Annotated in this window: 21 protein-coding genes; 5 read left to right on the top strand and 16 right to left on the bottom strand. The window is 49.9% G+C overall.

Going from position 1 to position 25,294, the window contains the following annotated elements; all coding sequences use genetic code 11:
* Nucleotides 1-258 precede the first annotated feature (258 nt).
* Nucleotides 259-630: a transposase gene (locus BN1125_RS00295; protein ID WP_042009701.1), complete on the bottom strand. Its 372-nt coding sequence runs from the start codon at nt 628-630 to the stop codon at nt 259-261.
* A gap of 63 nt (nt 631-693) precedes the next feature.
* Here BN1125_RS00295 and BN1125_RS00300 point away from each other — a divergent pair, with 63 nt between their 5' ends.
* From BN1125_RS00300 to BN1125_RS00320, 5 genes are read left to right on the top strand one after another with little or no spacing between them, the layout of a single operon-like run.
* On the top strand, nt 694-1,572 hold the full coding sequence (locus BN1125_RS00300; protein WP_042009702.1) for a helix-turn-helix transcriptional regulator: 879 nt from the start codon (nt 694-696) through the stop codon (nt 1,570-1,572).
* The gene (locus BN1125_RS00305) at nt 1,569-3,038 is read left to right on the top strand and encodes a DUF3375 domain-containing protein (RefSeq protein ID WP_042009704.1); all 1,470 of its coding nucleotides are present in this window, start codon (nt 1,569-1,571) and stop codon (nt 3,036-3,038) included. The genes BN1125_RS00300 and BN1125_RS00305 overlap by 4 nt, the downstream gene beginning before the upstream one ends.
* A gap of 2 nt (nt 3,039-3,040) precedes the next feature.
* On the top strand, nt 3,041-3,694 hold the full coding sequence (locus BN1125_RS00310) for a DUF4194 domain-containing protein (protein ID WP_042009707.1): 654 nt from the start codon (nt 3,041-3,043) through the stop codon (nt 3,692-3,694).
* Entirely contained in the window at nt 3,691-7,137 is a 3,447-nt protein-coding gene (locus BN1125_RS00315) for an ATP-binding protein (RefSeq protein ID WP_208854202.1), read from the top strand. Before BN1125_RS00310 ends, BN1125_RS00315 begins: the two co-directional genes overlap by 4 nt.
* Before the next feature lie 2 nt (nt 7,138-7,139).
* On the top strand, nt 7,140-8,375 hold the full coding sequence (locus BN1125_RS00320) for a Wadjet anti-phage system protein JetD domain-containing protein (protein ID WP_042009709.1): 1,236 nt from the start codon (nt 7,140-7,142) through the stop codon (nt 8,373-8,375).
* 262 nt (nt 8,376-8,637) lie between these two features.
* Here BN1125_RS00320 and BN1125_RS00325 read toward each other — a convergent pair whose 3' ends face one another.
* The 15 genes from BN1125_RS00325 to BN1125_RS18225 form a co-directional block, all read right to left on the bottom strand.
* Complete coding sequence (locus BN1125_RS00325) at nt 8,638-10,353, bottom strand: PglL family O-oligosaccharyltransferase (RefSeq protein WP_156992997.1); 1,716 nt, start codon at nt 10,351-10,353, stop codon at nt 8,638-8,640.
* Nucleotides 10,354-10,469: 116 nt separating this feature from the next.
* Nucleotides 10,470-11,540, bottom strand: coding sequence for an LPS O-antigen chain length determinant protein WzzB (locus BN1125_RS00330; protein ID WP_042009712.1), 1,071 nt, complete (start codon nt 11,538-11,540; stop codon nt 10,470-10,472).
* Nucleotides 11,541-11,564: 24 nt separating this feature from the next.
* Nucleotides 11,565-12,107 carry a dTDP-4-dehydrorhamnose 3,5-epimerase gene (gene rfbC, locus BN1125_RS00335; protein ID WP_342027715.1) on the bottom strand — a complete coding sequence of 181 codons (543 nt, stop codon included), beginning with the start codon at nt 12,105-12,107 and terminating at the stop codon, nt 11,565-11,567.
* 5 nt (nt 12,108-12,112) lie between these two features.
* A complete protein-coding gene (rfbA, locus tag BN1125_RS00340; RefSeq protein WP_042009716.1) occupies nt 12,113-13,036 on the bottom strand; it encodes a glucose-1-phosphate thymidylyltransferase RfbA in 924 nt (307 codons plus the stop codon).
* Entirely contained in the window at nt 13,033-13,929 is an 897-nt protein-coding gene (rfbD, locus tag BN1125_RS00345) for a dTDP-4-dehydrorhamnose reductase (protein WP_156992994.1), read from the bottom strand. The genes rfbA and rfbD overlap by 4 nt, the downstream gene beginning before the upstream one ends.
* Before the next feature lie 10 nt (nt 13,930-13,939).
* Nucleotides 13,940-15,907, bottom strand: coding sequence for a nucleoside-diphosphate sugar epimerase/dehydratase (locus tag BN1125_RS00350; protein WP_042009718.1), 1,968 nt, complete (start codon nt 15,905-15,907; stop codon nt 13,940-13,942).
* Nucleotides 15,908-15,940: 33 nt separating this feature from the next.
* Nucleotides 15,941-16,498, bottom strand: a complete 558-nt coding sequence (locus BN1125_RS00355; protein ID WP_042009720.1) for a sugar transferase — start codon at nt 16,496-16,498, stop codon at nt 15,941-15,943.
* Nucleotides 16,492-17,472 (bottom strand): UDP-glucose 4-epimerase family protein, encoded by a 981-nt coding sequence (locus BN1125_RS00360; protein WP_042009722.1) that lies wholly within the window; start codon nt 17,470-17,472, stop codon nt 16,492-16,494. Before BN1125_RS00360 ends, BN1125_RS00355 begins: the two co-directional genes overlap by 7 nt.
* The gene (locus BN1125_RS00365; RefSeq protein WP_042009723.1) at nt 17,469-18,680 is read right to left on the bottom strand and encodes a glycosyltransferase family 4 protein; all 1,212 of its coding nucleotides are present in this window, start codon (nt 18,678-18,680) and stop codon (nt 17,469-17,471) included. The genes BN1125_RS00360 and BN1125_RS00365 overlap by 4 nt, the downstream gene beginning before the upstream one ends.
* On the bottom strand, nt 18,677-19,810 hold the full coding sequence (wecB, locus tag BN1125_RS00370; RefSeq protein ID WP_042009725.1) for a non-hydrolyzing UDP-N-acetylglucosamine 2-epimerase: 1,134 nt from the start codon (nt 19,808-19,810) through the stop codon (nt 18,677-18,679). Before wecB ends, BN1125_RS00365 begins: the two co-directional genes overlap by 4 nt.
* Nucleotides 19,798-20,679 (bottom strand): dTDP-4-dehydrorhamnose reductase family protein, encoded by an 882-nt coding sequence (locus BN1125_RS00375; protein ID WP_042009727.1) that lies wholly within the window; start codon nt 20,677-20,679, stop codon nt 19,798-19,800. The genes wecB and BN1125_RS00375 overlap by 13 nt, the downstream gene beginning before the upstream one ends.
* 2 nt (nt 20,680-20,681) lie before the next feature.
* Entirely contained in the window at nt 20,682-21,719 is a 1,038-nt protein-coding gene (locus tag BN1125_RS00380) for a polysaccharide biosynthesis protein (RefSeq protein ID WP_042009729.1), read from the bottom strand.
* Nucleotides 21,712-22,821, bottom strand: coding sequence for a glycosyltransferase family 4 protein (locus tag BN1125_RS18215; RefSeq protein WP_084202210.1), 1,110 nt, complete (start codon nt 22,819-22,821; stop codon nt 21,712-21,714). The genes BN1125_RS00380 and BN1125_RS18215 overlap by 8 nt, the downstream gene beginning before the upstream one ends.
* Nucleotides 22,818-24,005, bottom strand: a complete 1,188-nt coding sequence (locus BN1125_RS18220; RefSeq protein WP_084202211.1) for a glycosyltransferase family protein — start codon at nt 24,003-24,005, stop codon at nt 22,818-22,820. The genes BN1125_RS18215 and BN1125_RS18220 overlap by 4 nt, the downstream gene beginning before the upstream one ends.
* Nucleotide 24,006: 1 nt before the next feature.
* Nucleotides 24,007-25,287 carry an O-antigen polymerase gene (locus tag BN1125_RS18225; protein ID WP_167562295.1) on the bottom strand — a complete coding sequence of 427 codons (1,281 nt, stop codon included), beginning with the start codon at nt 25,285-25,287 and terminating at the stop codon, nt 24,007-24,009.
* Nucleotides 25,288-25,294 lie beyond the last annotated feature (7 nt).

Here is a 25,294-nt window from a genome sequence, read left to right on the forward strand (position 1 = left end):
CTATCCTGACACGGGGGGATATTTTAAAAAACGCCTTTCCTGTTTGGTAGGCTTTGTACTTGGTGAAACTTTCCAGCATGTGCCAACCAGAATGCAAAATGGCTTTGTTTAGGGCGCTGTCCCCTAAACGTGTTGGTGAGTATTTTGGCTTCGAACGGCCATCATCAAAGGGTTCATCAGGAGTCTTTTTGACGCAATTTAATCAAATCTGGTTGGGAGTCGGTGCCATTTATATCGCTATCTATGACTAATCCACCTTCATAAACACCTGAAATAAAACCCAAAACTAGCAATAATACGTTTTGGGAACAGCGCCTTGTTTAGCCCAGCCTTCTGTTTAGCTTTATTCGGCAAGAAATGCCCTGCTTCATCTTGCTTGGCCTCTGGCCGCCGCGTCATTTGCGCCGTGCGTAGTGCCTCAAACACGAAAATCTTGGCTGGGCTATTAACCAGCGCCCTGCTTGTTTGATGATTAAAATCGCGGCGGATATTGCCTTTTTTTCCATGATAACCAGAGATCCGGCGCTTGGTTTTGGTACGACGGTTAGAACCCTTTTGCTGCCTTGCCAGCTTGCGTTGTAGTCGCTGGAGATGGCGGTCGGCCTTACGCAGACTGGCGAACAAAATCAAAATGATTGAATCTATTTGATTTGATCTATATTCTCATCCACATCCAGTGCGATGAGAAACCTCATGTCCAGACTCGATGATCTATCCCGCTACCCCCATGCCCAGCGTGAACGTCTCACGTTTATCGACTTCTGTCTCTACTACTTTGGCGAGGTGAGCAAAACCGATCTGCTACGCCAGTTTGCGGTCGGATCTGCCTCCTGTACCCGGGATTTGGCGCTATACCGTGAACTGGCTCCGGAAAACCTAGAGTTCAAACACCAAACCAAGCGCTATCACATAACGCAACAATTTGTACCGCTGTTTAACCATGAGCCAGAAACCCTGCTCAGCCGCCTGAGCCAGGGTATGGGTGAAGGCGTAAAACAGATCTCGCCACCCGGCGAACACTGTGTTGATGCCATCCGCCTCATCCATCCAGACAGCAACACCATAGCCACCCTGATGCGCGCCATCACGCAGCGGCGGGCCATCAGCGTGCGCTATCACTCCTTAAGTTCTGGTGAGACAGAGCGTGAGCTGGCCCCCCATGTCTTGGTTAACAACGGCCACCGTTGGCATGTCCGCGCCTATGACCGGCGGCATGGTGAGTTTCGCGACTTCGTCACCACCCGCCTGCTGCAAGTGCACGAATTGGCGCAAGCCCCAAACACAGAACAGCGCGAGGCAGATCTCGCCTGGCAGCGACAGATGACGCTGACACTCGTCCCCCACCCCGCGCTTGTCCACCCAGAAGCCATCGCCTTGGACTATGGCATGACCGATGGACAATTGACGCTGACAGTGCGCGAGGCGCTGGTGGGTTACTTGTTGCAACAGTGGCGAGTCGACTGCTCACCTGATGCCCGGCTCGATCCCCGTTCCCATCCGCTCAGACTGGCCAACCATGACGTAGTCGCCACACTGACCAACTGCCGCCTGCTGCCAGGAGTTGCCCCATGAATCAGGATCTGAGCTTTGAGTTTCTGGAGCAGTTCAAGGAGCAAAGCTTGGCGCTGCGTCTGTTGCGCTCCCCTCACTTTGCCCTGCTCGCCAGCTTTCTGCATCGGGCCTTCCTGGCTAAAAACCGCCGTGCCATCCCCTATCAGGAACTGATCGACGCGCTGGAACATCATCTGCAGGACATTGCCGACAGCCATGGTCCCGAGCTGTTTCCCAAGAGTGCCCGCGCCTATGTCGACGACTGGATCAACAGCCGCGGCGGCTATCTGCGCAAATACCTGCCACTGCAAAGCGATGAACCCGAGTGCGACCTGTTGCCCGAGATAGAAAAAGCCCTGCGCTGGATCGAGGAGATGCAGGGGCGCCGGTTTGTCGGCACCGAATCACGGCTCAAACTGTTGCTCGATCTGATCGGAGAGCTGGTCCACGGCACCACGGAAGACAGTGCATCCAAGCTCGCCACCCTGAAAGCTCGCAAGGCCGAGATCGAGCAGGCCATCTGTGCCGTCGAGCAGGGACAGGATACGGGGATGTCAGCGACCCAGATCCGCGAACGGCTATTTTTTCTGGGCGATCTCTCGCGCCAACTGCTGGGGGATTTTCGCCAAGTGGAAGCCAACTTCCGCAGTCTGGACAAGGAAACACGCAAGACCATCACCCAGAGTGGCCTGCATAAGGGACTGGTACTGGATCAGGTGTTTGGCGATCAGGATGTCATCGACAGCTCGGACGAAGGACAGTCCTTCAGCGCCTTCTTCGAGCTACTGATGACGCCACAGATGCGCAGTGCGATGCGCCAGAACCTGCAGTCACTGCTGGAACATGGAGAGGCGAGAAATCTGGTGCAACAGGACACCCTGCTCAGCCATCTCTACAGTTACCTGCTGGATGCGGGAACCAAGGTGAACATCACCCGCCAGCAGATCACCGACCAGTTGCGCCGTTACATCCAAGAGCAATCACAGGACAATAAACGCATTTTGGAACTGATCCGCGACTTCGAGGCACAGGCGCATCGCCTGGAAGGGCTTGATAGCCGCAGCTATCCGAATTTTGCCTCTGTGTCAGAGCAACAGGCCACGCTCTCTGTACTGCTGAGTCGCGGTCTCTACCATCCGCCGCAGAGCGAACAGTTCAATAACTCGGTAGCCGAAGCCGCGCCACAGGCAGAAGTGGATCTGCGTACCCTGTTCGAGGTGAGCCATATCGACGAACAGCAGTTGCAACGCCACATCCAACGTTGTCTGAGTGACTATCAAGGTCAGGTGAGCCTGGCCCAGGTCATCGAACACTACCCGATACGCCATGGCTTGGATGAGGTGCTCACCTATATCAAGCTGGCCTGCGAGCAAACGCTGCCTGCTCACATCGACACCACCCGGGAACAACAGATCCGCTGGCAGGCCGAGCCTGAACTCTGGCGGATATTGCGCATTCCAGCCATCACCTTTGTCAGGGAGCTGTAACCATGTCGACCATCCATGAAACAAGCGCACTGGGGGCGGATGCCCAACGGGACAAGTCTGCCGTGCTCATCCGGCTGCTCAAGGGCCCTCTCTATCTGCATCGGCAACGGGATCTCTGGCAGGTATTACTGCGCGAACAACACAGCATCCGCGACTACTTCCAGCAAATTGGCCTCTCCTTGCTGATCGACGAGGCCGAAGGGTACGCCTTCTTGAAGCAGCCCGAGAGCGCGGAAGAAGAGTCCGGTCAGGAGTTGCCACGCCTGATCAGCCGCCGCAACCTGAGCTTTGGCCAGACACTGCTATTGGTCTGCCTGCGCAAGCGGCTGGCCGAGCACGACAGCGCAGAGAGTGCGCCCCGCCTCATCGTCACCCGGCAGGAGATCCACCAGTGGTTGTTACCCTACTACCCCGAGGTGGGTAACGAGGTAAAGCAACGCCGCGAGCTGGATGCGCTGATCAAAAAATGCGATGAGATGGGCTTCCTCTCCATGCTACCCAAGCATCCGGATGACTTCGAGGTGCCGCGCATTCTCAAGGCCTTTGTCACCGCCGAACAGATAGTGGAATTCAACCAGCTACTGGCGCAAAAACTGGCTGTCGCCGGGAACACGGCAGAGAACGCTGAAGAGAACAACGAGGAGAACGCGGAGTGAATAGTGAGCTGAACGCGCAAATCTCTGCCAAGCACAGCCTGCCAAACCAGGCCCTGCAGGGCTTTCGCCTGATGCGTTTCGAGGTGTTCAACTGGGGCACCTTCGATCAGCAAATCTGGCATCTGGCCGTAGAGGGCGACAACAGCCTGCTGACCGGCAACATCGGCAGTGGCAAATCGACACTGGTGGATGGTCTCACCACCCTGCTGGTTCCCACCCGCAAGCTGGCCTTCAACAAGGCGGCAGGCGCCGAGGAGAAGGAACGCTCGCTGGAGTCCTACTTCCATGGCTTCTATACCTCCCAGCAGGATGACTATGGCAAGGCACGCCCGGTCGGCCTGCGCGGCAAGGATCACTACAGCGTTCTGCTGGCCCAGTTCCACTCCGCCGCCCTGCAACAGAGCGTGACCCTGGCCCAGGTGTGCTGGCTGCCACCCGCCGAGAAACGCGTCAAGCGACTGTTTCTGGTGGCCGAGCAGCCGCTTACCATCGCCAACCACTTCAGCGGCTTTGGTGACAAGATAGCCGGACTGAAAAAGCAACTAAAACAGCAGGGTGGCTGCGAGCTGTTCGACAGCTTTGGCCCCTATCAGCAAGCCTTTTGCAAGGCGCTGGGACTGGGTAACGATGGCAAGGCGCTGGATCTCTTCAATCAGACCATCTCGATGAAGTCCGTGGGCTCAGTCACTGACTTCGTGCGTCAGAACATGCTGACCCAGCCCGATGTCGAGGGGCTGATCCAAGAATTGGAGCGCAACTATGACGATCTCAAGCGGCTGCATGATGCGGTGGTCGCTGCCCGCCAGAAGGTCGAGTTGCTGGAGCCCGTCAGCCGACTGGGGGAGGACGTGCTGCAGGCCGAACAGGAGAAACAGCATATCCAGCAGTGTCGGGAGCAGACCGATGGCTTCATGGCACAACATGCCATCTCCCTCTATCAGAAGCGACTGCAGCGCAGCCGCCAGAACCTGGATAAGCTACAACTGCAGCGCGAGAGCCTGGATCGTAGGCTCGGTGAGCAGGAGCAACAGGTTGCCACCTTGCATCAACAGATCCTGGAAAATGGCGGTAGCCGCCTGCAACAGCTGCAGGGGGAGATGCACCGCCTGAGTCTGGCGCGCGACACGGCTCGCCATCACTACAAAGACTATCGCGATCTGACCCAAGCCCTGGCCCTGCCGGATACGCTGGAACTCGACTGCTTTGTCAGCAACCAGGCCGCCGCCAAGGAAAGGGCAGAAACACTGATGGGCGAGTTGGCCCAACTGGAGCAGCAGCGAGATACGCTCAAGCAGCAGGAGTGGCAGCAGAGCGCCCACCTGCAGCAACTGGGCGACGAACTCGCCGCCCTGAAGAAACGCCAGAGCAACATTCCCGCTCAGCAGTTGGCCATACGCGAGCGACTCTGTGCCGAACTGGGGTTAGATGAGAGCCAGCTCCCCTTTGTCGGTGAGCTACTGCAGGTCAAGGGTAAGGAGCTCGCCTGGCAAGGGGCCATGGAGCGGGTGCTGCACAATTTTGCCCTGAGCCTGCTGGTGCCGGAGCGACTCTACCCCACGATCAGCGAATGGGTGGAAAAAACCCATCTGGGCAGTCGCCTGGTCTATTACCGGGTACGCCAGCCTGCCGATTATCTGCCAAGCCCGGCGACGCCTGGCTCGCTGCTGGGCAAGCTGGAGATCAAACCGGCCTGTGAGCAATACGACTGGTTGCACAAAGAGCTGCAACGCTTTGACTATCTCTGCTGCGAGGATCTGGCCACCTTTCGCCGCAGCGACAAGGCGTTATCCCTCAACGGCCAGATCAAATCCGGCCCCTCACGTCATGAGAAAGACGACAGGCACGCCCTGCAGGATAAGAGCCGCTATGTGCTGGGCTGGAGCAACAAAGAGAAGATCCTGCTGCTGGCCCAACAGTACAGCCAGTTGCAGCAGCAGATCCAACAACGCCAGCAGCAGTTGCAACAACAGGAGCAGCGCCGCAGCATGCTCGACAAACTGCGCCATCAGGCGTTAAGACTGGCCGATTTCAATCTGGGGTTTGAACAGATTAACTGGCCACGTTTTAGTGAGCAGATAGAACAGTTACAGCAAGAAGTACAGATACTGGAGCAGAGTTCGGACCTGCTTCAGACGCTGCAGCAACAATTAACCTTGGCCAAGCAAACGTTCAAGGCGCTCGGGAGCGAGCGCGATAGCCTGCTGACCAGCGTGGGGCAACAACAGAGCGAGATCGAGACCGATACCCTTGCCCTGACGGAAAAAGAGGCCTTGCTGGCTGGCGTCCCGCCGACCTTGCGCGAGCGCTGTTTTGCGACCCTGACCCAGTTCTATCAGGAGTATGGTGTCAGCGCCGGGTTGCGTATCGACATGCTGACCAACCAGACCAGCTTGCTGCGCGGTAAACTCAACGATCGGGTGCAACATCTGGAGGAGAAACGGCGCAAGAAGGAGGGGCAAATGATCGATGCCATGAGCACCTTCCACTACCGCTTTCCCAACGATGCCAGTGAACTGGACAAGAGCCTGGCGGCATTGAAGGAATATCAACAGATCCTCCAACAACTGCAGCAGGAGGATCTGCCACGCCACGAAGCGCGTTTCAAGGAGATGCTTAACCGCGACACCATCCGCGCCATGGCGCTGTTTCGCAGCCAGCTCGACAAACATGAAGAGGAGATCGCTGCCCGCATCCGGCTCATCAACCAGTCGCTGCATGCACTGGACTACCAGATCGGCACCTTTATCGAGATTGACAGCGTCCCCTCCCCTGATGTGGAGATCCGCGAGTTCAAGCAGCGTCTCAAACAGTGTGTCGAGCACACGCTGGATGACAACCTCTACTCGGAGCAGAAGTTCGAACAGGTAAAGTCACTGATCGAGCAGATGCGACAAGATGCAAAATGGACCCAGAAGGTGGTCGATGTGCGCTTCTGGCATCTGTTCAACGTCATCGAACGCTACCGGGAGGATGGCAGCGAGAAGGAGTGTTACTCCGACTCCGGTGGCAAATCGGGCGGGCAGAAGGAGAAACTGGCCTACTCCATTCTGGCCGCCGCCATCTTGCTGCAATACCGGCTGGTCGGCAGCGAGACTAGCCAGACCCGTGCCGAGCGCCGCTTCAATCTGGTGGTGATCGATGAAGCTTTCGCTCGTGGCTCCAAAGACAGCACCCGCTTCGGGCTGGAGCTGTTCAAGAAGCTGGGGCTGCAACTGCTGCTGGTCACCCCCCTGCAAAAACTCGATGTCATCGAGCACTATGTCCGCCATGTGCACTTTGTCGATCTGAAGCAGAATCGATCCATGCTGCTGAACATGACCATCGAGGAGTATCGGCAACGGCTGGCTCAACATCAGGCCCTCGGCAGCTACAGCACGCTGGTTTCTGAGGTCCCGATTGCTGAGGTGCAGGCTTCAGACGTGAATGGTTCCGTGGGGAGATGACCATGATCGAACTCAAGACACTCAAGCAGAAACTGCTGAAGAAATGGCAAGGTTATGGACTGCATCGGGCCTGGCTTGAGGGGGAATCACTGTTCCCCCTCATCATCAAACTATCCCGCCCCACCGACAAGGCCCTGCTGCACGACTTTGCCGCCCTGCGCCAGCAGATCGCCCGCCTGCAGGAGGGACTGACCGATCTGCCCGGCATCACGTTGCAGCAGCAGGAGGTCAACTACCCGACCATGGGGCGCCAATGGCTGCCTGCTGCCGTCGAGTTTGCCGATATGGCCGCCTTGGCCCGCTTTGTCGGGCAGGCACAGGCTTGGCGGATCTTTTGCGATGAGCACGCACGGCTGCTCGCCGCCTTCCCGGCGCTGCAGGCCTGGTTGCTGAACAATCCGGCCCAACTGAAAAAGCAGGCGGGTCATTGGCCTGAGCTCATCGCCGTCTGCCGCCACTTCTGTGCTCACCCACGCCCCGATTGCTATCTGCGCCAACTGGACATCCCCGGCGTCGATACCAAATTTATCGAGCAACACAAAAGCATACTGAAGAGTCTGCTGGATCAGCTGCTACCAGAGCAGGCCATTGACCAGACGGTGACCAGCCTGCGCGATCACGGCTTCGAGCGGCGCTTTGGCCTGCGCTACGAGGAGCCGCAGGTCCGCTTTCGTCTGCTTGACCCGCAACTGGCGGCCGAGTTTACCGGGGCCAGCGACATCACCTTGACGGTGCGCGACTTCGCCAAGCTGGATCTGCTGGTGGACAGGGTCTTTATCACCGAGAACAAGATCAACGGTCTGGCATTTCCTGGGGTACGCAATGGGCTGGTGATTTTCGGCCTGGGTTATGGCGTGCAACTGCTCAAAGAGGTGCCCTGGCTGGGCGCTTGCCAGATCCACTACTGGGGCGATATCGACAGCCATGGCTTTGCCATGTTATCGCAACTACGCAGCTATTTTCCGCGCACCCGCTCTTTACTGATGGATGAGGCCACCCTGCTCGCCTGCCGCCCCTGGTGGGGAAGCGAGCCCGCAGCCACAGCCCACCGAGCCGAACAGCTCCCCAACTTAAATGAGACAGAGCAACAGCTATACCAACGACTCAAAACACACTGGCAGCCCAACTTAAGGCTGGAGCAAGAACGAATTCCCTTCTCTTTGGTGACTGACACCCCGTCCATTCGGTGCGAGGCTTCCCACTTCTCAGGCCGCAGCGGAGATGACTTCATTGCATAGGCGGCAAACGCTTGAAGATGATTTTTTCAGCCATGTTTGTCACTGCCAACCCGAAATTATAAAAATCGCCATGTGCTACCGACGAACGCGTCGCGATCTTCGTCGCAGAAAACGCCCCAATCAGCTGCGGAATATCGGGTGAAATGTCGGATGTACGCACCAGAAAACAGACTGTTCGGATACTGGTCATCCAGAAGGCAAACAATAAAAAAAGCCAGCCGTTTTTATGCGGCTGGCCTTCCCTCTACGTAGTCAAATAGCACTATTGATGTTTGATTATGTTCTTGCCGGATTGATCAACCCCGGTAATCACGGCCTGTGCAGCCGATCCAGTTAAAAGGGGCTCGGTTGGATAAAGCTTGAGTGCGGCTGCCCGCATCGCATTGGCCTCCTCCCTACGCCCCAACGCATTAAGCGCGATCACCATATTGGCGTATATGTTGGCACGTGGCGTATGGCGCACGAATGCCTGCCCCCACTCCAGATAAGCGTCCAGTTCAGCCTTGTTGCCGGTCTGCAAACCCACCGTCAGACGAACCGAGTTCACATCAAACTCGACTCGGGTCAACCAGGCCATGGGATTGACGATATCAAGTAGCAAAGTCGGCTCTTTATATCCCCCCCGTTCATATTTGGTGACGACCCATGCGGTGTGAATGGCCGTAAGCATAAAGGGCACAACCAACAGCGGGATAGCAATCGCCATAAATCGCAGTAACAACCAGGGGCGATATGCCATATCCCACCAAGATGAGCAACCATGACTCGCCTGGCTGGTCTCTTCAATGTCGGTATCGATGATATAAATCAGCGTCAGCAACAACCACCACAACACGATGGCATGGTAGAGAGGGTATTCCGTCTGGGTATGAAGCAATATCGGCGTCACCAGGGCAAGCAGCCCCATGGCATTAACCCAACGCACACGCGCCAGACGCCATAATAATGCGCCGCCCATGATCAGCATACCGATCATGGGTGCGATACCGCCCTCAACCGCCCAATAGAGAAACTCGTTATGGGGGTGGTCAAGATTGTACTCAATCTGCACCATGGACGGGTTCAACGCTTTATCAGCCATGTAGTGATGGAGAAACACAGATTCAAAACTGCCGTATCCCCAACCACTCCATGGCGCTTCGGCAATCAGCTTGGCAGCATAAGGCCAATAAATAGAGCGCATACCACCAGACTGATAAATCTCTAACCCACGCTTTACCCCTGCCATCCAATATTGGGATAACAGGCCAATAGCCACGGCCAGGATAACCAGAGCCAATACACGCCATAACAATCGTTGGCGATGGAGTTGCGGCATCAATAAGCACAGGGCTAACAGACCGCCTAATTGCCCCACTCGCGATTGCAAAACCACCAATAACAGCACGGCGGCCAACATGACGCCATAACGCAGCGCCATCAGCAAGCGACTGCCCTCGCTACGTAATTCCAGCCAGATGGCAAGGGCAAGACCAGTTGCCATAAACGTCGCCATCACATTGGGCTGCTGGAATATGCCATATGGGCGATTGGCTTTGGTGTCATAACCAATCCAGTTTCCTGGCGTCAACAGATAGAACTGCACCAGACCCAGAGCTGCTTCAATCGCGATCGCCATCAGGATGAGATAGAGCAAGCGATCACGCTGCCGCCGATGAAAGCGCCATTGATAGAGCCCGAACAAAAACAGCAGACCAGCAAACAGCCCCAGTAATCGGGGAATGGCGTAATCCTTGAGCGCAAAACCCGGATAGAGCATAGGGAGCAGTAGCAAAAGCCCCCCTATCCATAGACCCGCTTGTAATGGCGAAAAAACCAAACGCTGGCGTAACGTCACCTGCCACAATCCCAACCCCATAGCCAGGCTGGCAAACACCCATCCCCATGCGTTAAAAGGCAAATACAGCCCTGCACCGCCCGGGTTGTGCATAAAAAAATGCATCCCCAGCAGCCAATAGAGCACGCATAACACCATCATGATCCGCGTTAACGTCACAGCCCAGCTCCTTAGGCCCGCCCTTCAGAAAGGGCATGTAAGATACAGACAAAAAGAGAGGGGGCCCAATGCCCCCTCTCTTCCATCAACGATGCGTATTATGCCGCTTGGGGTCGGCGAAAGGCATGGCGAACCAGCACAATCCCCACCCCCAACATCCCACCCAGCAGGGTCGCCAACACCACAATCAAGGGGCGCTTGGGTTTATCGCGGGTCAGCGGCTCATCGGGCGTTTCGAGATAGCTAAACGGGCGAAACGCCAAACCGTCGAGGGAGACGCTTTTCAAGCGCGACATTTGAACCTCTAACTCGATGAGCTTGGGTTGATACTCAGCCAACGACATGGATTTGAGCACCTTGAGCTTTTCTTCCAGCCCTTTGGTCCCCAAGGTGATGGCGAAGCGGTCACCGTTGTTGTAGTTTTCGAGCGGGCTGGCCACCCCAGCGGCCTTGGCGACCTCATTGGAGAGGGCCGTATTGGCGATATCGCGTTTCATCGCACGCTCAGCATCTTCGTGAAGCAACTTGTAACGCTGCTGCAAATCGGCCAGCTGCAGCGCCTGTTCTTCTTTGAGATTGGTCAGCAGCTCTTGCCGTTGAATGGCGATCACATAATCGATATAGCCCTGCAGCAACGCCAGCGAATGCTCGGCCGTATCGGCAGAGAAGGTCAGCTCTGTGCCCGGTTTCTCCCCCTTCTTGTCCACCGGCTCGGCCGAGATCGACTTTGCCCACTCGCGGATCCAGCGCCGCTGGGCTTTTGCATCCAACTGCTGCTCTTGTACCATTTGCTGAAATACAGTGCTTTGACGCAAATAATCCCGGCGATTTTCGTAGGCATTAAAATAGAGTAAAAACTGGCTATGAAGCGACTTACCTGCCGGGAATCCTTTAAGCCCGAGCATGCCCGCTTGGGACGAGACCCGCCGCATCGCTAAAAGATCTTCACTCTTCGGCCCAATAATCACCGCCTTCGCTGACCACACCTGTGCAGCGGTGAGCGCATAGGCCACCCCCGCCACGGCAAAGATCAGGGTGATCACCATAATCAATACTTTTTGCCGCCACAGCACCAATATCAGCTCACGCAGATCGATCTCATCCTGGGGGGCCTGCCAGCCCGGTGGTACTGCTGCCATCGACGGTGGCATATTACGGTTATCGGTCATAAATACTCAGCTTCTCGTCCAAGGTTAAGAGGGAAAGGTAAAAAACGGAGCCTGACGATCTTTGTCAGACAATAACAGCGGCTCATTCTCTAACAACGGCCAGGCAATTGCCAAACCCGGGTCAGCCCAATGAATCGCCCGCTCATACTCGGGGTGATAATACGCGGTGCACTGATAAAGCACGGTGGCGCTGGCACTGGTCACATAAAACCCGTGAGCAAACCCCGGCGGCACCCATAACGAGGTCGGTTGGTCCGCGCAGAGCCACTGACCCACCCAACGGCCCAAGGTCGGGCTGGCAGGTCGCAGATCGACCGCCACATCATAAATGCGCCCTGCCAATACATGGATCAGTTTGCCTTGCGGTTGGGTCACCTGATAATGCAGCCCCCGCAACACGCCACGGCGCGAACGGCTGACATTTTGTTGCACAAACGTCTGCTCGCCACAGTGCCGCGCAAACTCCGCGTGGCGCCACAGCTCAAAAAAATCCCCCCGTTCATCCTGATGACAGGCCGGTGTCAGCAATACCACGTCGGGAAGGGCCAATGGCTGATAATCCATCATTCACCTCAACGATTGGGATAGGTGGCACCAAAGCGTGGGCTCAGCAACCGCAGTAAGTAATCACCATAACCACTTTTCGCCAACGGCGTGGCTAACTCACGCAATTGCTGATCATCGATCCACCCTTGCCGCCACGCAATCTCTTCAGGGCAAGCCACCTTCAACCCCTGTCGCTTTTCCAGCGTTTGAATAAACTGCCCCGCCTCTTGCAGGCTGTCAGGGGTGCCGGTATCCAGCCAGGCACAGCCGCGCCCCATAAAAGAGACCTGCAACTGCCCCTGCGCCAGATAGCAACGATTAAGATCGGTGATTTCGAGCTCGCCCCGTGGCGAGGGGGTCAACTGCTTGGCATACGCCACCGCATGCTGATCAAAAAAATAGAGCCCGGTCACCGCATAATGGCTGGCAGGATGGATCGGTTTTTCGGTGATCGCCAACGCCCGCCCCTGCTCGTCGAGGGTCAGCACCCCATAACGGCAGGGATCATCCACCCGATAGGCAAACACCCTGGCCCCACACGGCTGCGCCATCGCCTGTTGAAGCTGCGCGGGCATCTCGGCACCATAAAACAGGTTATCCCCCAGGATCAAGCAGACCGGGGCCCCGGCCAAAAAGGGCTCGGCCAGCAACAGCGATTGCGCGATCCCGGCCGGGGTCGGCTGTTCGACATACACAAAACGCAGCCCCCACTGGCTGCCATCACCCAATAACTGAGCAAAACGGGGCAGATCGGCCGGAGTGCTGATGATCAAAATCTCGCGCACCCCGGCCAGCATCAACACCGACAGGGGGTAGTAGATCATCGGCTTGTCATACACCGGAAGTAACTGCTTACTGATTGCCTGCGTGGCAGGATAGAGCCGGGTAGCGGAGCCACCGGCCAAGATCACCCCTTTGCGCAACGGGCGAGCGGACAGGTCTTCACTCATACAGACTCCTGTGACAATGCGTGCAAGGTAGCCATCACCCCCTGCTGCCAAGGGGGCAACGTCAGGCCAAAGGTGCGTTCAAACCGCCCCACATCGAGCCGCGAGTTAGCCGGACGGGCCGCCAGCGCAGGGTAATCACAGGCCGCCACCGGCACCAGAGTGGGGGATTGCGCCAACAACCCCAATTGCCTGGCCTGGTGCAAGATAAAATCGGCGTAACCATGCCAGCTGACCGCGCCGCGCGCCGTCACATGGTAACACCCTGCCAACGCCGGGTTGGCCAACACCTGGGGGATCACCTGCCACGTCACCGCAGCCAACCACGACGCCGACGTCGGGGCCCCTATCTGATCGCACACCACCCGCAATGCGCGGTGGCGCTGCGCCAGCCCCAAGATGGTTTTCAAAAAGTTATGTCGCCACGGGCTGTGCAACCAACTGGTGCGAATGATCAGATAACGGCACCCACTGGCCATGATCGCCTGCTCGCCCGCCCACTTGCTGTGACCGTAAACATTTAAGGGCGCGGGGCGATCGGATTCCCGCCACGGGCGATCACCGCTGCCATCAAAGAGATAATCGGTCGAGAAATGCACCAGCAAGGCATTATGCTGCTTGGCCAGCCCCGCCAACCGAGCGACGCCATCCCGATTCACCGCCCATGCCAACGCGGGCTCGCGCTCTGCCCGCTCGACATCGGTAAATGCGGCGGCGTTGATGATCACCTGTGGCGAAACCAGACTGAGCAGCCTACTCAACCGTTCTGCGCGCTCCTGTGGATAATCTTCGCGCTGTGCTGGCTGCAAACCACTTTCAAGATGAGCATCACTCTGAGCGAGCAAAGCTCGCCCCAATTGCCCAGACGACCCTAACAATATGACGGAGTTAATCAATGAGACCTACTCAATGAATAAGTGAGGTAGTTTCTGAATTGAGAAACTCAATATCGGTCGTATTTGCAGCGAACGGGTGCATCTCTCCCTTGGCACTGCCTCTCGCTTTCCAAACCAAATCACAAATACCATCGGTTGGATTAAATCCTGCTGGCATGCTTAACAGCAAATTGCGAATCGATTTATGATCAAAGCGATGACAGGCCTGATCTAATTCGATTAGCATGCTGCGCAACTGTGACCAGGGTAACATATCTTCGCTGGCTTTCATGATCCGTGGATGTGCCGTGCCCAACACCTGCTCACCAATTAACAGCTCTTCGAAAAGTTTTTCTCCGGGTCGTAACCCCGTCATTTTAATTGCAATATCACCATCAGGGTGCTGTTCATCACGTAACGTCAAGCCACTTAGACGAATCATGCGTTTAGCCAAATCGATGATCTTGACGGGGTCGCCCATATCCAGCACAAACACATCACCACCTTGCCCCATTGCCCCAGCCTGGATCACCAACTGTGATGCCTCGGGAATGGTCATGAAATAACGAATAATATCGGGGTGAGTAACGGTGAGCGGCCCACCTTCGCGGATCTGCTTACGAAACAGGGGCACCACAGAGCCTGATGAACCCAGTACATTACCAAAGCGCACCATGCAAAAGCGAGTCGTGTCTTGAGCTGCCGCCAGCGCCTGCAACACCAACTCGGCCAAACGTTTGGTCGTGCCCATGGTGTTGGTGGGGCGTACCGCCTTGTCGGTCGATATCAATACAAAGGTCTCTACCTGAGCCTGAATCGCGGCCTGAGCACAATAAAGCGTACCAAATACATTATTGCGCACCCCCTCAACAACGTTATATTCAACTAATGGCACATGTTTATAAGCAGCCGCATGATAGACGGTCTGAATGTTAAAACTGCTCATCACCGCGAATACACGATGCTGTCGCTGAACCGACCCTAACAAGGGAACAATTTCCACGCCTAGCTCTTCGGTGCGGCACAGTTCAGTCAACTCTTTCTCAATGGCATACAAGCCATATTCTGATAACTCAAATAACACTAACTGAGCAGGCTTGCCGCGCACGATTTGACGACACAACTCAGAACCAATCGAACCACCGGCTCCGGTGACCATCACCCGCTTGCCATGGATATTGGCATTGATCAATTCAGGAATAGGATCAACCGGGTCGCGCCCCAACAAATCTTCTATTGAGACCTCTTTCAGCTCATCAATATGGGCATGACCTGCCACCAGATCGACCGTACCCGGAATAGAGAGCACCTCACAGGGTAAATGCTCCAAACGCTGGATCACCTGCTGACGCAGCGCTCGCGATGCACTCGGCATGGCTAGCAGGATTTTTTTAATCTCAAAACGCTCAATCAACTCACTGATCACATCAGGGCTATAGACGTTGACCCCCTGAATGACCATTTTACGTAGCGTAGGTTCATCGTCGACAAAGGCGACCGGCATAAACTCCTGTCCCTGATTTAACGCCAACTGCAGTTGTCGCCCGGATGAACCCGCACCGTAAATTAATACCGGAATGCGATGATGCTTGCCCCGGTTGATCAGCATCCTGAACAATAGCCGCACCCCGCCAATCATCAGCACAGCAAAGGCAAAATAGATCACCGATACCGTTCTCGGTAAGGCCACATCCATAAAGAAAGCCAACATAACCAATGACATGGTCGAGAACATGACGCCCAAGGCGACCGTCCACAGCACCTTGAAACCGACATATCGCAGCACCGCCCGATAAAGCCCCAGCCGCACAAAAATCACGATGGAGATCGGGAGCAATAACAGTAGCATCTCCCAGTGTTGCGCACTCTGAAGCGGGATTTTATCATCCAGCCGGACCCAGAAACCGCCCCAAAAGGCCAGTGAGAGCAAACAGGAGTCAACCAGTACACTAATGATGCGCTTATAAATACGAGGCATACCCAGAAAAGAAGTGAACATTATCTCACCATGCTACAAAAATACGGAGGAGGATTATTTAGGCTTCACGGCATCACCGCTACCGCTGCCGGTGGCGGTCATTAAGATGTAGCGAAAATAGTCTTTGAGCGTGAGGGTATCGATCATCTGCCGATCGGTTTTGGCCAGCAACGCCGGGGTAGACATATCGATGTGTTGCACCTGCGCCAAACCGGTGATGCCGGGTAACACATCATACACGCCCAAGGCATCGCGCTCGGCAATCAATTCTGCTTGGTTAAATAAGTTGGGGCGTGGGCCCACCAAACTCATCTCCCCCTTCAGCACATTGATCAACTGTGGCAGCTCGTCGATCTTGGTTTTACGCAAGAATGCGCCCAGCTTGGTAATGGCTGCCACACTAGCCAAATGGCTTGCCACCGATTGGGTTTCAACCGACATGGTGCGAAATTTAATCAGCTTGAACGGCTTTTTATCTTTGCCCACTCGGGTTTGCACAAAAATAGGTGAGCCGGTATCAAACAGGCCGATAAGGGTCACCACCACCAACAGCGGCCATAACAATAACAGGCCAAACAAGGCGGCAAAAAAATCAATCAACCGAATTAACATGATCCCTCTTCCTTAACAAAACAGCGCTGGATACCTTCTGCGACCGATATAGGTGGTTGCCAACCCAACGTGTGTTTTGTGTGACTGATATCAACCTGAAGATTACCACACAGTCGCTCTATCACGGCCTGTTTTCCAGTCATGCGCCCCAGGAACTGCAGCAAACTCATCGGCACAGGTAATAACCACGGCGATTTACCCGCAGCGCGCGTCATCATCTCAAGCAATTCAGTTGTTGAAATATCGTCATCATCACTGACTAAAAAGGTTTGATTCGCCGCTTGTGGATGACGGATACAGGTGATGATCAAATGGACTAGATTAGCCAGCGCTACCATGCTGCGTTGGTTATTGATAGCCCCCAATGGCAACGGAAGATTTTTTTTTGCAATAGTCAGTAATGAAGAAAAATTACCTTTAACACCATGCCCATAAACTAGAGGTGGACGAATAATCACCAGGTTCATTCCCGAGCTGGCCACCAATTGTCGTAGCCCATCCTCTGCCGCTTGCTTTGAACGCCCGTAGGCATCCTCAGGTGCAGCAGCACAATCATGCGTAAAAGGCTGGCTATAGATGGTCGATTCACCATTCACTTTAATGGAACTAATAAAGATAAAACGCTTCACTCCCGCTGTAATCGCCTGCCGCGCCAATTGCAATGTGCTATCTACATTAATATCCCGATAAATATCTCCCCCATTATTTCCTGAATTATTCATCACATGCGCTTGCGCTGCACAATGAATGACCACATCAACATCGATCAGGGCGGTGGCATAATCCGCCACAGCGCTAACCCCCCCTATCACATGGCTAATCATTTGAGCACTGGCATCGGCAGCACGGTTAGCGTTCACTCCAACCGGTGCACGACGACCATAAGTGCGTATTGTTACATCAGGTTGCAGCATTAACTGCTTCAATACTGCATTACCCACAAAGCCGGTGGCACCGGTTAACAATATTGTCATTTATTTGACTCTAAAAATGTATTAGTTATCTGTTGAGCTGCGGCCTTAACTGAAAAGTTAGCTGTAAGAACATCATAACCACGCATACCCATTTCAACACGCAACACTTTATCTTTTAAAAGATTAATTGCCGCCGTTAACAACGCCTCATCCTCACCATTAATATACGCCCAGCCAGCACCTTGGCCATTAATGAAATCAATAACGTCATTACCTGGATTCACACTACCAAGAATAGGCAAAGACTGAAGCATATAACCAAGCAACTTCCCGGGAAAGTTATGTGCTTTATGCGTTTTAGCTAATGAAAACAAACCAACATCAACCTGCGTCAAAACTTCCTTATATGCATCTTGGTTGATAGAAGGTAACAGCGTTAGGTTGTGAAGGTTTTCAACAGCTATAGCCTGCTTGACTAACTCGAATTCATCGCCTTGGCCAATAAACAAAAAATGGGCATTTGAGTATGGTGCCATACTCTTGACTAAACGTAATAAATTACGCATATCTTGAGCGTGACCAATATTGCCGCCATAAAAAAATATGACTTTATCATTTAAGTCATATACTTTCCTAATGTCTATAAGCTGTGACGAGAAACTGACAGGATTAATATCAGCCCAGTTCCTTAGCACTTGTAGATTATTGTACTCGGAATGCAGAGTTCTAAAATAATCAACATTAGCAGGAGACATTAAACCAATGCAGTCGGATGCATTGTAATTGAGTTTTTCAAAAAAATGGAAATATGACGCGATTGGTGATTTAGCAGAAATCAACCCTTCATCTATTACCCATTGAGGGAACATGTCCCTCAACACTAAATAATTAAATGTTTTCGCTTTACGTTTGAACCAATGCATTAGTGGGCCAAAAAAAATAGTTGGCGAATAATTAACACATAGTTCGAATGATGATATATCCTTTGCATTTTTAATTGCTATAAAAGCATTAAGAGATAGCAATGTTTCACTTATCACTCTTTTAACCTTGCCCTGCCCCCGCATAGGCGGGTTACGAAAACGCCATATTTCTACACCATCTAAATAATCGACCTGAAGGCGTTTGGTTTGTTTGCCATGGCTGGGCGTAATTATCACCGGCTCATGGCCAAGTCTTTTAAACTCTAATGCTAGTTCATGGAACATTTTGGCATGCACTAAAGTGCTATCAGGTAAATAATCATCAGGGAACAGGGCAATTTTCACAGCAACTTTCTCCACACTACTCGATTAACATAATCGGTGTAGCTTAAAATGGTGCGCAGCACTTTGTCTGATACATTTGGAGCAATGTAATCTTGTACCTTATTGATCAAACGCGTTGCACCACGCGGTTGCTGCTCCAAAATCTCAATCGCTTGCAGGATCCGTTCAACACTCATACCGGTGAACATTACTGCCCCCTCTTCAAAACCCTCTGGGCGCTCTTGTGCTTCTCGGATATTGATAGCCGGGAAGTTCAAGATGGAAGACTCTTCCGTGATGGTACCACTATCGCTTAACACTACCTTGGCATCCATTTGCAAGCGAACATAATCGCTAAAACCAAGAGGCTTTAACAAATTAACCAAGGGATGGAAGCTTAGATTCAACGCTTCAATTTTTTTGCGTGTACGCGGATGGGTCGAAACAATAATCGGATATTGATATTTTTCAGCTAATTCATTCAACACTTGCACATAGCTGTGAATGTTTTTCTCAGAATCCACATTCTCTTCACGATGCACACTAACCAAAAAGTATTCGCCCTTAGTCAGTGACAGCCGCGATACCACATCGGCAGTGTGGATTTTATCTTGATAAAAAGCCAGCACCTCGTCCATCGGGCTACCGGTTTTCACGATAAGATCGGGTTTAATCCCCTCGTTTAACAGATATTCTCGCGCAATATTGCTATAGGGCATATTCACATCAGAAATATGGTCAACAATTTTGCGGTTAATCTCTTCTGGCACCCGTAAATCAAAACAACGGTTACCCGCTTCCATATGGAAAATCGGGATTTTTTTACGCTTGGCAGAAATGGCCGCCAAGGCACTGTTCGTATCCCCCAAAATAAGGAGTGCATCCGGTTTTAACTCAGCAAATACCTTATCTGACTTGCTGATAACTTGCGCCATAGTTTCAGCAGCACTGCTACCAGCACACTCTAAAAACACATCTGGAGCCCGAATTCCTAAGTCATCAAAAAAGATTTGATTGAGCTCATAATCGTAATTTTGACCGGTATGTACCAAGGTATGATCACAAAACTCATCCAGCTTGGCGATAGTACGTGACAGCCGAATGATTTCTGGGCGCGTACCAACAATAGTCATTACTTTTAGTTTTTGCATTGCATATACCTTGTCAAATAATCGTTATGCATAAATTCAATCAACTCACGCCAGCTGGGGGGGGTAAACGCTATCGCATGGCGTAACCGGCTAGAATCGAGAGAACGGTCGATCACCAGTTGGGTTGACTCATTAATCTCAATCTCTTTGCCATAAATATCAGCCACCAACGAGATTAAACTGTGCTTATTAATAGGTTCGGCAGACAGATGGTACAACCCGCAGATCTCAGGCTTGTTAAGAATATTTTCGGCCAGTAGTTTGGCGATGTAGCAAGTAGGCATCCCTGAAAACACAGCCTTGGAAAAACCATTCACAGCACCTGATTGGCTTAAAAACCAATCAACCAAGCTAACGGCTGAATCCAGCTCATGGCCAATGATCGAAGTACGCAAAGTTAAGTGGCGGCCATAGTTAACTTCACCCAAGCATTTGGATTTGCCATACAGATCCGTTGCGGTCGGCAAGTCCGTTTCCTGATACATGCCTTGCTTGCCATCAAACACGCAGTCGGTCGAAAAATGGATTAACCGTGCGCCATATTGGTCACACAAAGCAGCCAATTGATGTGGCAGCAGCGTATTGATTTCGATCGCCGCCACATGCTGCTTGGCAATATCATGCTGCTTAATCAAGCCAATACAATTGATCACCACCGCTGGCTTGGTAGTAACAATCGCCTGTTCAAGGCTTGCAATATCAGTAACATCAATACCTTGCAACAGTTGCTTTTGGTACTTCGCAAAAAAAGCCGCTTTGCCGGTTAAGCTACGCACTGTGCCCGTGACATTTAATGTTGAGTTGCCAGCCAAATTGCTAAACAAGCTGTAACCCAACATGCCTGTGGCCCCCAAGATCAGCACATTCACTGTTATACCCCTTCTGGCACAATCAGATTACCGGCTTCAATTTCACGAATAAAATCGAGCTTGCGCAGTAATTGCTTCATCCCGGCAACATCGAGTCGCTCGGTATTGTGGGAGTTGTAATCTTCAATCTGCGACAGATCTTGCTCACCCTCTTCAAAATACTTGGAGTAGTTAAGATCACGGTTATCGGCAGGCACTCTAAAGTATTGCCCCTGCTCTTGTGCCACAAACATCTCTTCGCGGCTACAGAGTGCTTCGAATTGCTTCTCGCCGTGACGAGTGCCTATGATATGCACCGGATGTTGCGGTTGATTAAGAATCTCCAGCAAGGCATTTACCAATACCTCAATGGTGGCCGCAGGCGCTTTTTGTACAAAAATATCACCATTCTTGCCATGCTCGAACGCATGCAATACCAGATCAACCGCATCATCAAGGGTCATCATAAAGCGGGTCATAGCCGGGTCGGTAATAGTGATGGCATCGCCATTGACGACCTGGCGAATAAACAGCGGGATCACCGAACCGCGCGACGCCATCACGTTGCCATAACGGGTACAGCAAATGGTGGTATTGGTGTGCTCCAAATTACGGCTCTTGGCTACAATCACCTTTTCCATCATTGCCTTGGAAATTCCCATGGCATTGATCGGGTACACCGCCTTATCGGTACTCAAGCACACCACACGTTCAACCCCATGAGTGATGGCAGCTTCCAGAACATTTTCAGTTCCCAGCACGTTGGTCTTGACCGCTTCCAACGGATAGAACTCACAGGATGGCACCTGCTTTAAGGCTGCCGCATGGTACACATAGTCGACCCCACGCATGGCATTGGCTACGCTCTGATAGTCTCTTACGTCGCCGATATAAAACTTCAGCTTGTCAGATTTGAAATGCTTTCGCATGTCATCTTGCTTTTTTTCATCGCGGGAGAAGATACGGATCTCTTTAATGTCAGTATTCAGAAAACGTCGCAGCACTGCGTTGCCGAAAGAACCTGTACCACCGGTGATCAATAATATTTTATTATTAAACATTTTTCACTCCAAACTTTTTAAGACATTCCCACGTTTTATGAGCGGTATTTTTCCAAACATAATTTCTGCTAAGAAGCATTGACTTTTCTCTCATTTCACATAATAAGTCAGGATTTGACAATACATAATTCAAGCAAGCATGAATTTCTTTATGGTTTTTTTCATCAAAATACAATCCAGCATCTTGGGCAAACTCTGGCATTGGTTCTGTTTTTGAAGCAATGACAGGCACACCACACCCTATCGCCTCTAACAAAATATTAGGACAGTTTTCACATGAAGAGGGGAATACAAATAATGATGCTGACTGATATAATTCAGGTAAATTTTCATATGGCACTTTACCTTTAAAAATCACCGAACCAGATAAGTTATTATTTTCAACATATTCAATACATTCAGAATAAAATGGTTCCATAGGCTCACCTGCCAGAACAAGTTTATACCGTTTTTTAAAACTCTCGTTTAAATTATTATATGCGACAATCAAATTAAGATGATTTTTATATGGTTCAAATCTCGATACATACAACAAATATTCTTGTACTGGCTGATGCCGTCCAACATAATTAAAACCGCTTGAAATGCCATGATAAATGACACTTGCACTTTTAACTTTCACATCATTTTCAATAGCCTTCTCAGCATAATTAGAAATGAAAATAACATGATTTGCCGAACTCATCGTTCTAGCCATAAGATGCTTGAGAATCCAATTCTTAAACTTAAGATTTTTACTGGGCAAATGCCGAATAGCCACCTTGTCAAATGGGAGCATATTTCTAAACATCGTTACCTTTGGAATCCCAAAAGTGAAAAAAGTAAAATCCATCCCTCCAGGTACAAATATGACCGAGGCTTTCAGTTTAATAAGCAAAAATGGCAAGCAAAAAGCTTCCCATAACATTCTGAAAATAATATTTTTATTAGCCACCTTAGATTCAATGAAAATCACTCTTGGATCATCAGGTAATAATGCAATATCTGGGCACACAATATAAATCTTAACATCTCCACTAGGTAGATTACTGAGGAGATTAAATATATATGTTTTTCCACCACCTAACTTTGCTGATAATGCGTTTATAACTATATTATTCATTTGACAACACCTAAATACTTATCGCCTATAGATTTCAATGTTTTCCCTTCCAATATATTCTCGACTTTACCTAGAGTTAAACATTCATTTCTATTCTTGAGAATGAAAGTTATGATGCTATCAATTGAAGTCTTAGTATCAATGTTTAATACCAGTGGGTAATTATTAAAACTCGATACTCCTGTTGAACTTAGAAAGTTTATAATTGGTTTACCTGTTGCCATACATTCAAATATTTTACTCGGGGTCATGGGGCAATCTTCATTTTCAATATTAATTAAAATATCAAATGCTTTACTCAGGCAGATTGCTTTATCCCTATCAACTACACCATAGTGATTAACAAACCGTGAATTATTGAAAATAAGGCCATTCAGAGGACCATAAAATTCAAATCTAAGACAATCGATATCAATCTGACTTAATTTTTCAATTGCCAAATTTGGCTCTCGGATATTTTTATGGAAAGCACCCACGTAACCGACACGTACTAATAAATTACCAATACTTTTTTTACTTTCATAAAAATCATCTACATTGACCAAATGTGGAACTATATCAAAATTCAAAAAAGATGGATATTTAAACTTATATGATTCAAATGTTTTCGCATTGGTGAAAGATACCAAACTTGCTTCTTTGAAAACAGAATTTTCAATATAGCTATTCAGCCCCCCATATAATGCGTAGTTATTTACTGGCATTTCTTTCGATACAGAGAATGGGTCACCAAAATCAATAACGAGTTTAGTTTTTTCATTCAACTTCTTATATAACAAAGATGCAATAACAGCCACAAACGTTGGTGAGTAACCAACTACCATGTCGAATTTTTGATTTCTTAGTTTGAAAACCTCGAATAGTGAAAGTGGAAGCCAATGCCATAAACCATCAGGCCAAAAAATCTTTCTATATAACTTTTTAATGGAGCATAAAACAGTATTCTTAAAATTATTGTTTTTTATAGTTGAACGAAATACACTATCTACAGCATTTTTTTTTACCGTTTTAGGGAAGTTAACTCTCGTTATTCTGTTTTCAGTATCTGATTCACTCGATAGACCACCGCAAATGACGGAAACCTCATGCCCTTGGCTTAAAAAATAATGCCTTAGTAACGACCAACGATATGAGTGAGCCGTAGTACTTGGTGGGTAATGATAATTGATAATTAAAATTTTCATTCTAGCGGGAAAATCTCATAGATAATAATTTAGATAGGAAAATAACACACATTGCAGGAATAAAATAATATAACACATATGTAAAAATTGTATAAGAGAATTCAGAATAAGATAACCTTGCCGCTGCGAGCAAAAAGTAAACATACAACATAACCTTAACATAACTAGTATTGCTCAACTTCATTGAAAGTATTTTAGAATAAAGAACCAAACCAGAAAATTGGGCCAATGATAGTATAAACAAGCCAACTATCATTCCTATAGGATAACCAAAATTTATTATACCCTCTGTAATTGAACCTGTAGCTAAATTTGATAACCCCCCCCATTGATCACCTGTATATACCTTTGTAAATGCAACGCCACCTGTATCTAACTTTTGAGGAAGAATAGTTCTAGGTAAAAAATTCGTTACTAATGATGCGTAAGTAGAGCCATAAAAAAGAGGTTTATCATCTGAAGAGAATAAAATGTCTAGTGGTATTAATCCATACTTGAAATGGGTGTTTTCAACTTTAATACCATCTGAAGAAGATAACTTCAACTCATCATCGGCAGTACTAACTGTATTTCTTATTCCACCTAAAACTGCGATCATAATGCCGATAAAAACTAAATAAGGTAATAATTTAACAACTGAAAACTCTTTCTTCAGATAATGATATATTATTATTTCGACTAAAATAGTCATCAACAAAAATGATCTAGAGCCGGAAAGTAGAGCTATAAAAACAAAAAACAAAAAGTGAAGTGAAAATAAAAGCCACGAATTTTTATCTACTTTTGCATTTACAAGTAATACAGCAAAATATATAACATTCATTGTAGCTATGAGGTTATTAAGTATAATAACATATCCTCTCCCTCGAAAATATTCAACCCTAAACGCTATATTCCCAATGTAATTAATCAAACCACCAAGCTCAATTATAACAATCAATTGATTCAATATAGATATTGTTGAAAAAAACCATATTGATACTATAATGCGATTACTTATTTTCAGTTTAATATTTTTATTGACTTTAATATTAACATTATCACCCTCAAAAAATGCTAGTATAAATATAACAAGACACTGTGTAATATATGAAACTACTATCAGTAGTTCATATTTACTTTCGAATATATCTAAATAAAAGAAAATATTAAATGCAGAATATATCTTAATCGGTGAAAATACATCTCTATTTTTCAAAAATGAAATTATGATCGTTGATATGATTACTAAAAAAATAATCAATCGAAGAATTACATCCAACAATCCGAATGAACTTTCCAATGTAATT

This window comes from Aeromonas fluvialis, from assembly GCF_000819885.1.
Lineage (GTDB): Bacteria > Pseudomonadota > Gammaproteobacteria > Enterobacterales > Aeromonadaceae > Aeromonas > Aeromonas fluvialis.

Bases quoted from the DNA above. Each gene is read 5' to 3' on its own strand.
- BN1125_RS00300 (WP_042009702.1), top strand. From the start codon at position 694: ATGTCCAGACTCGATGATCTATCCCGCTACCCCCATGCCCAGCGTGAA.
- BN1125_RS00305 (WP_042009704.1), top strand. From the start codon at position 1,569: ATGAATCAGGATCTGAGCTTTGAGTTTCTGGAGCAGTTCAAGGAGCAA.
- BN1125_RS00310 (WP_042009707.1), top strand. From the start codon at position 3,041: ATGTCGACCATCCATGAAACAAGCGCACTGGGGGCGGATGCCCAACGG.
- BN1125_RS00320 (WP_042009709.1), top strand. From the start codon at position 7,140: ATGATCGAACTCAAGACACTCAAGCAGAAACTGCTGAAGAAATGGCAA.
- BN1125_RS00325 (WP_156992997.1), bottom strand. From the start codon at position 10,353: ATGATGGTGTTATGCGTGCTCTATTGGCTGCTGGGGATGCATTTTTTT.
- BN1125_RS00330 (WP_042009712.1), bottom strand. From the start codon at position 11,540: ATGACCGATAACCGTAATATGCCACCGTCGATGGCAGCAGTACCACCG.
- rfbC (WP_342027715.1), bottom strand. From the start codon at position 12,107: ATGATGGATTATCAGCCATTGGCCCTTCCCGACGTGGTATTGCTGACA.
- rfbA (WP_042009716.1), bottom strand. From the start codon at position 13,036: ATGAGTGAAGACCTGTCCGCTCGCCCGTTGCGCAAAGGGGTGATCTTG.
- BN1125_RS00350 (WP_042009718.1), bottom strand. From the start codon at position 15,907: ATGTTCACTTCTTTTCTGGGTATGCCTCGTATTTATAAGCGCATCATT.
- BN1125_RS00355 (WP_042009720.1), bottom strand. From the start codon at position 16,498: ATGTTAATTCGGTTGATTGATTTTTTTGCCGCCTTGTTTGGCCTGTTA.
- BN1125_RS00360 (WP_042009722.1), bottom strand. From the start codon at position 17,472: ATGACAATATTGTTAACCGGTGCCACCGGCTTTGTGGGTAATGCAGTA.
- wecB (WP_042009725.1), bottom strand. From the start codon at position 19,810: ATGCAAAAACTAAAAGTAATGACTATTGTTGGTACGCGCCCAGAAATC.
- BN1125_RS00380 (WP_042009729.1), bottom strand. From the start codon at position 21,719: ATGTTTAATAATAAAATATTATTGATCACCGGTGGTACAGGTTCTTTC.
- BN1125_RS18215 (WP_084202210.1), bottom strand. From the start codon at position 22,821: ATGAATAATATAGTTATAAACGCATTATCAGCAAAGTTAGGTGGTGGA.
- BN1125_RS18220 (WP_084202211.1), bottom strand. From the start codon at position 24,005: ATGAAAATTTTAATTATCAATTATCATTACCCACCAAGTACTACGGCT.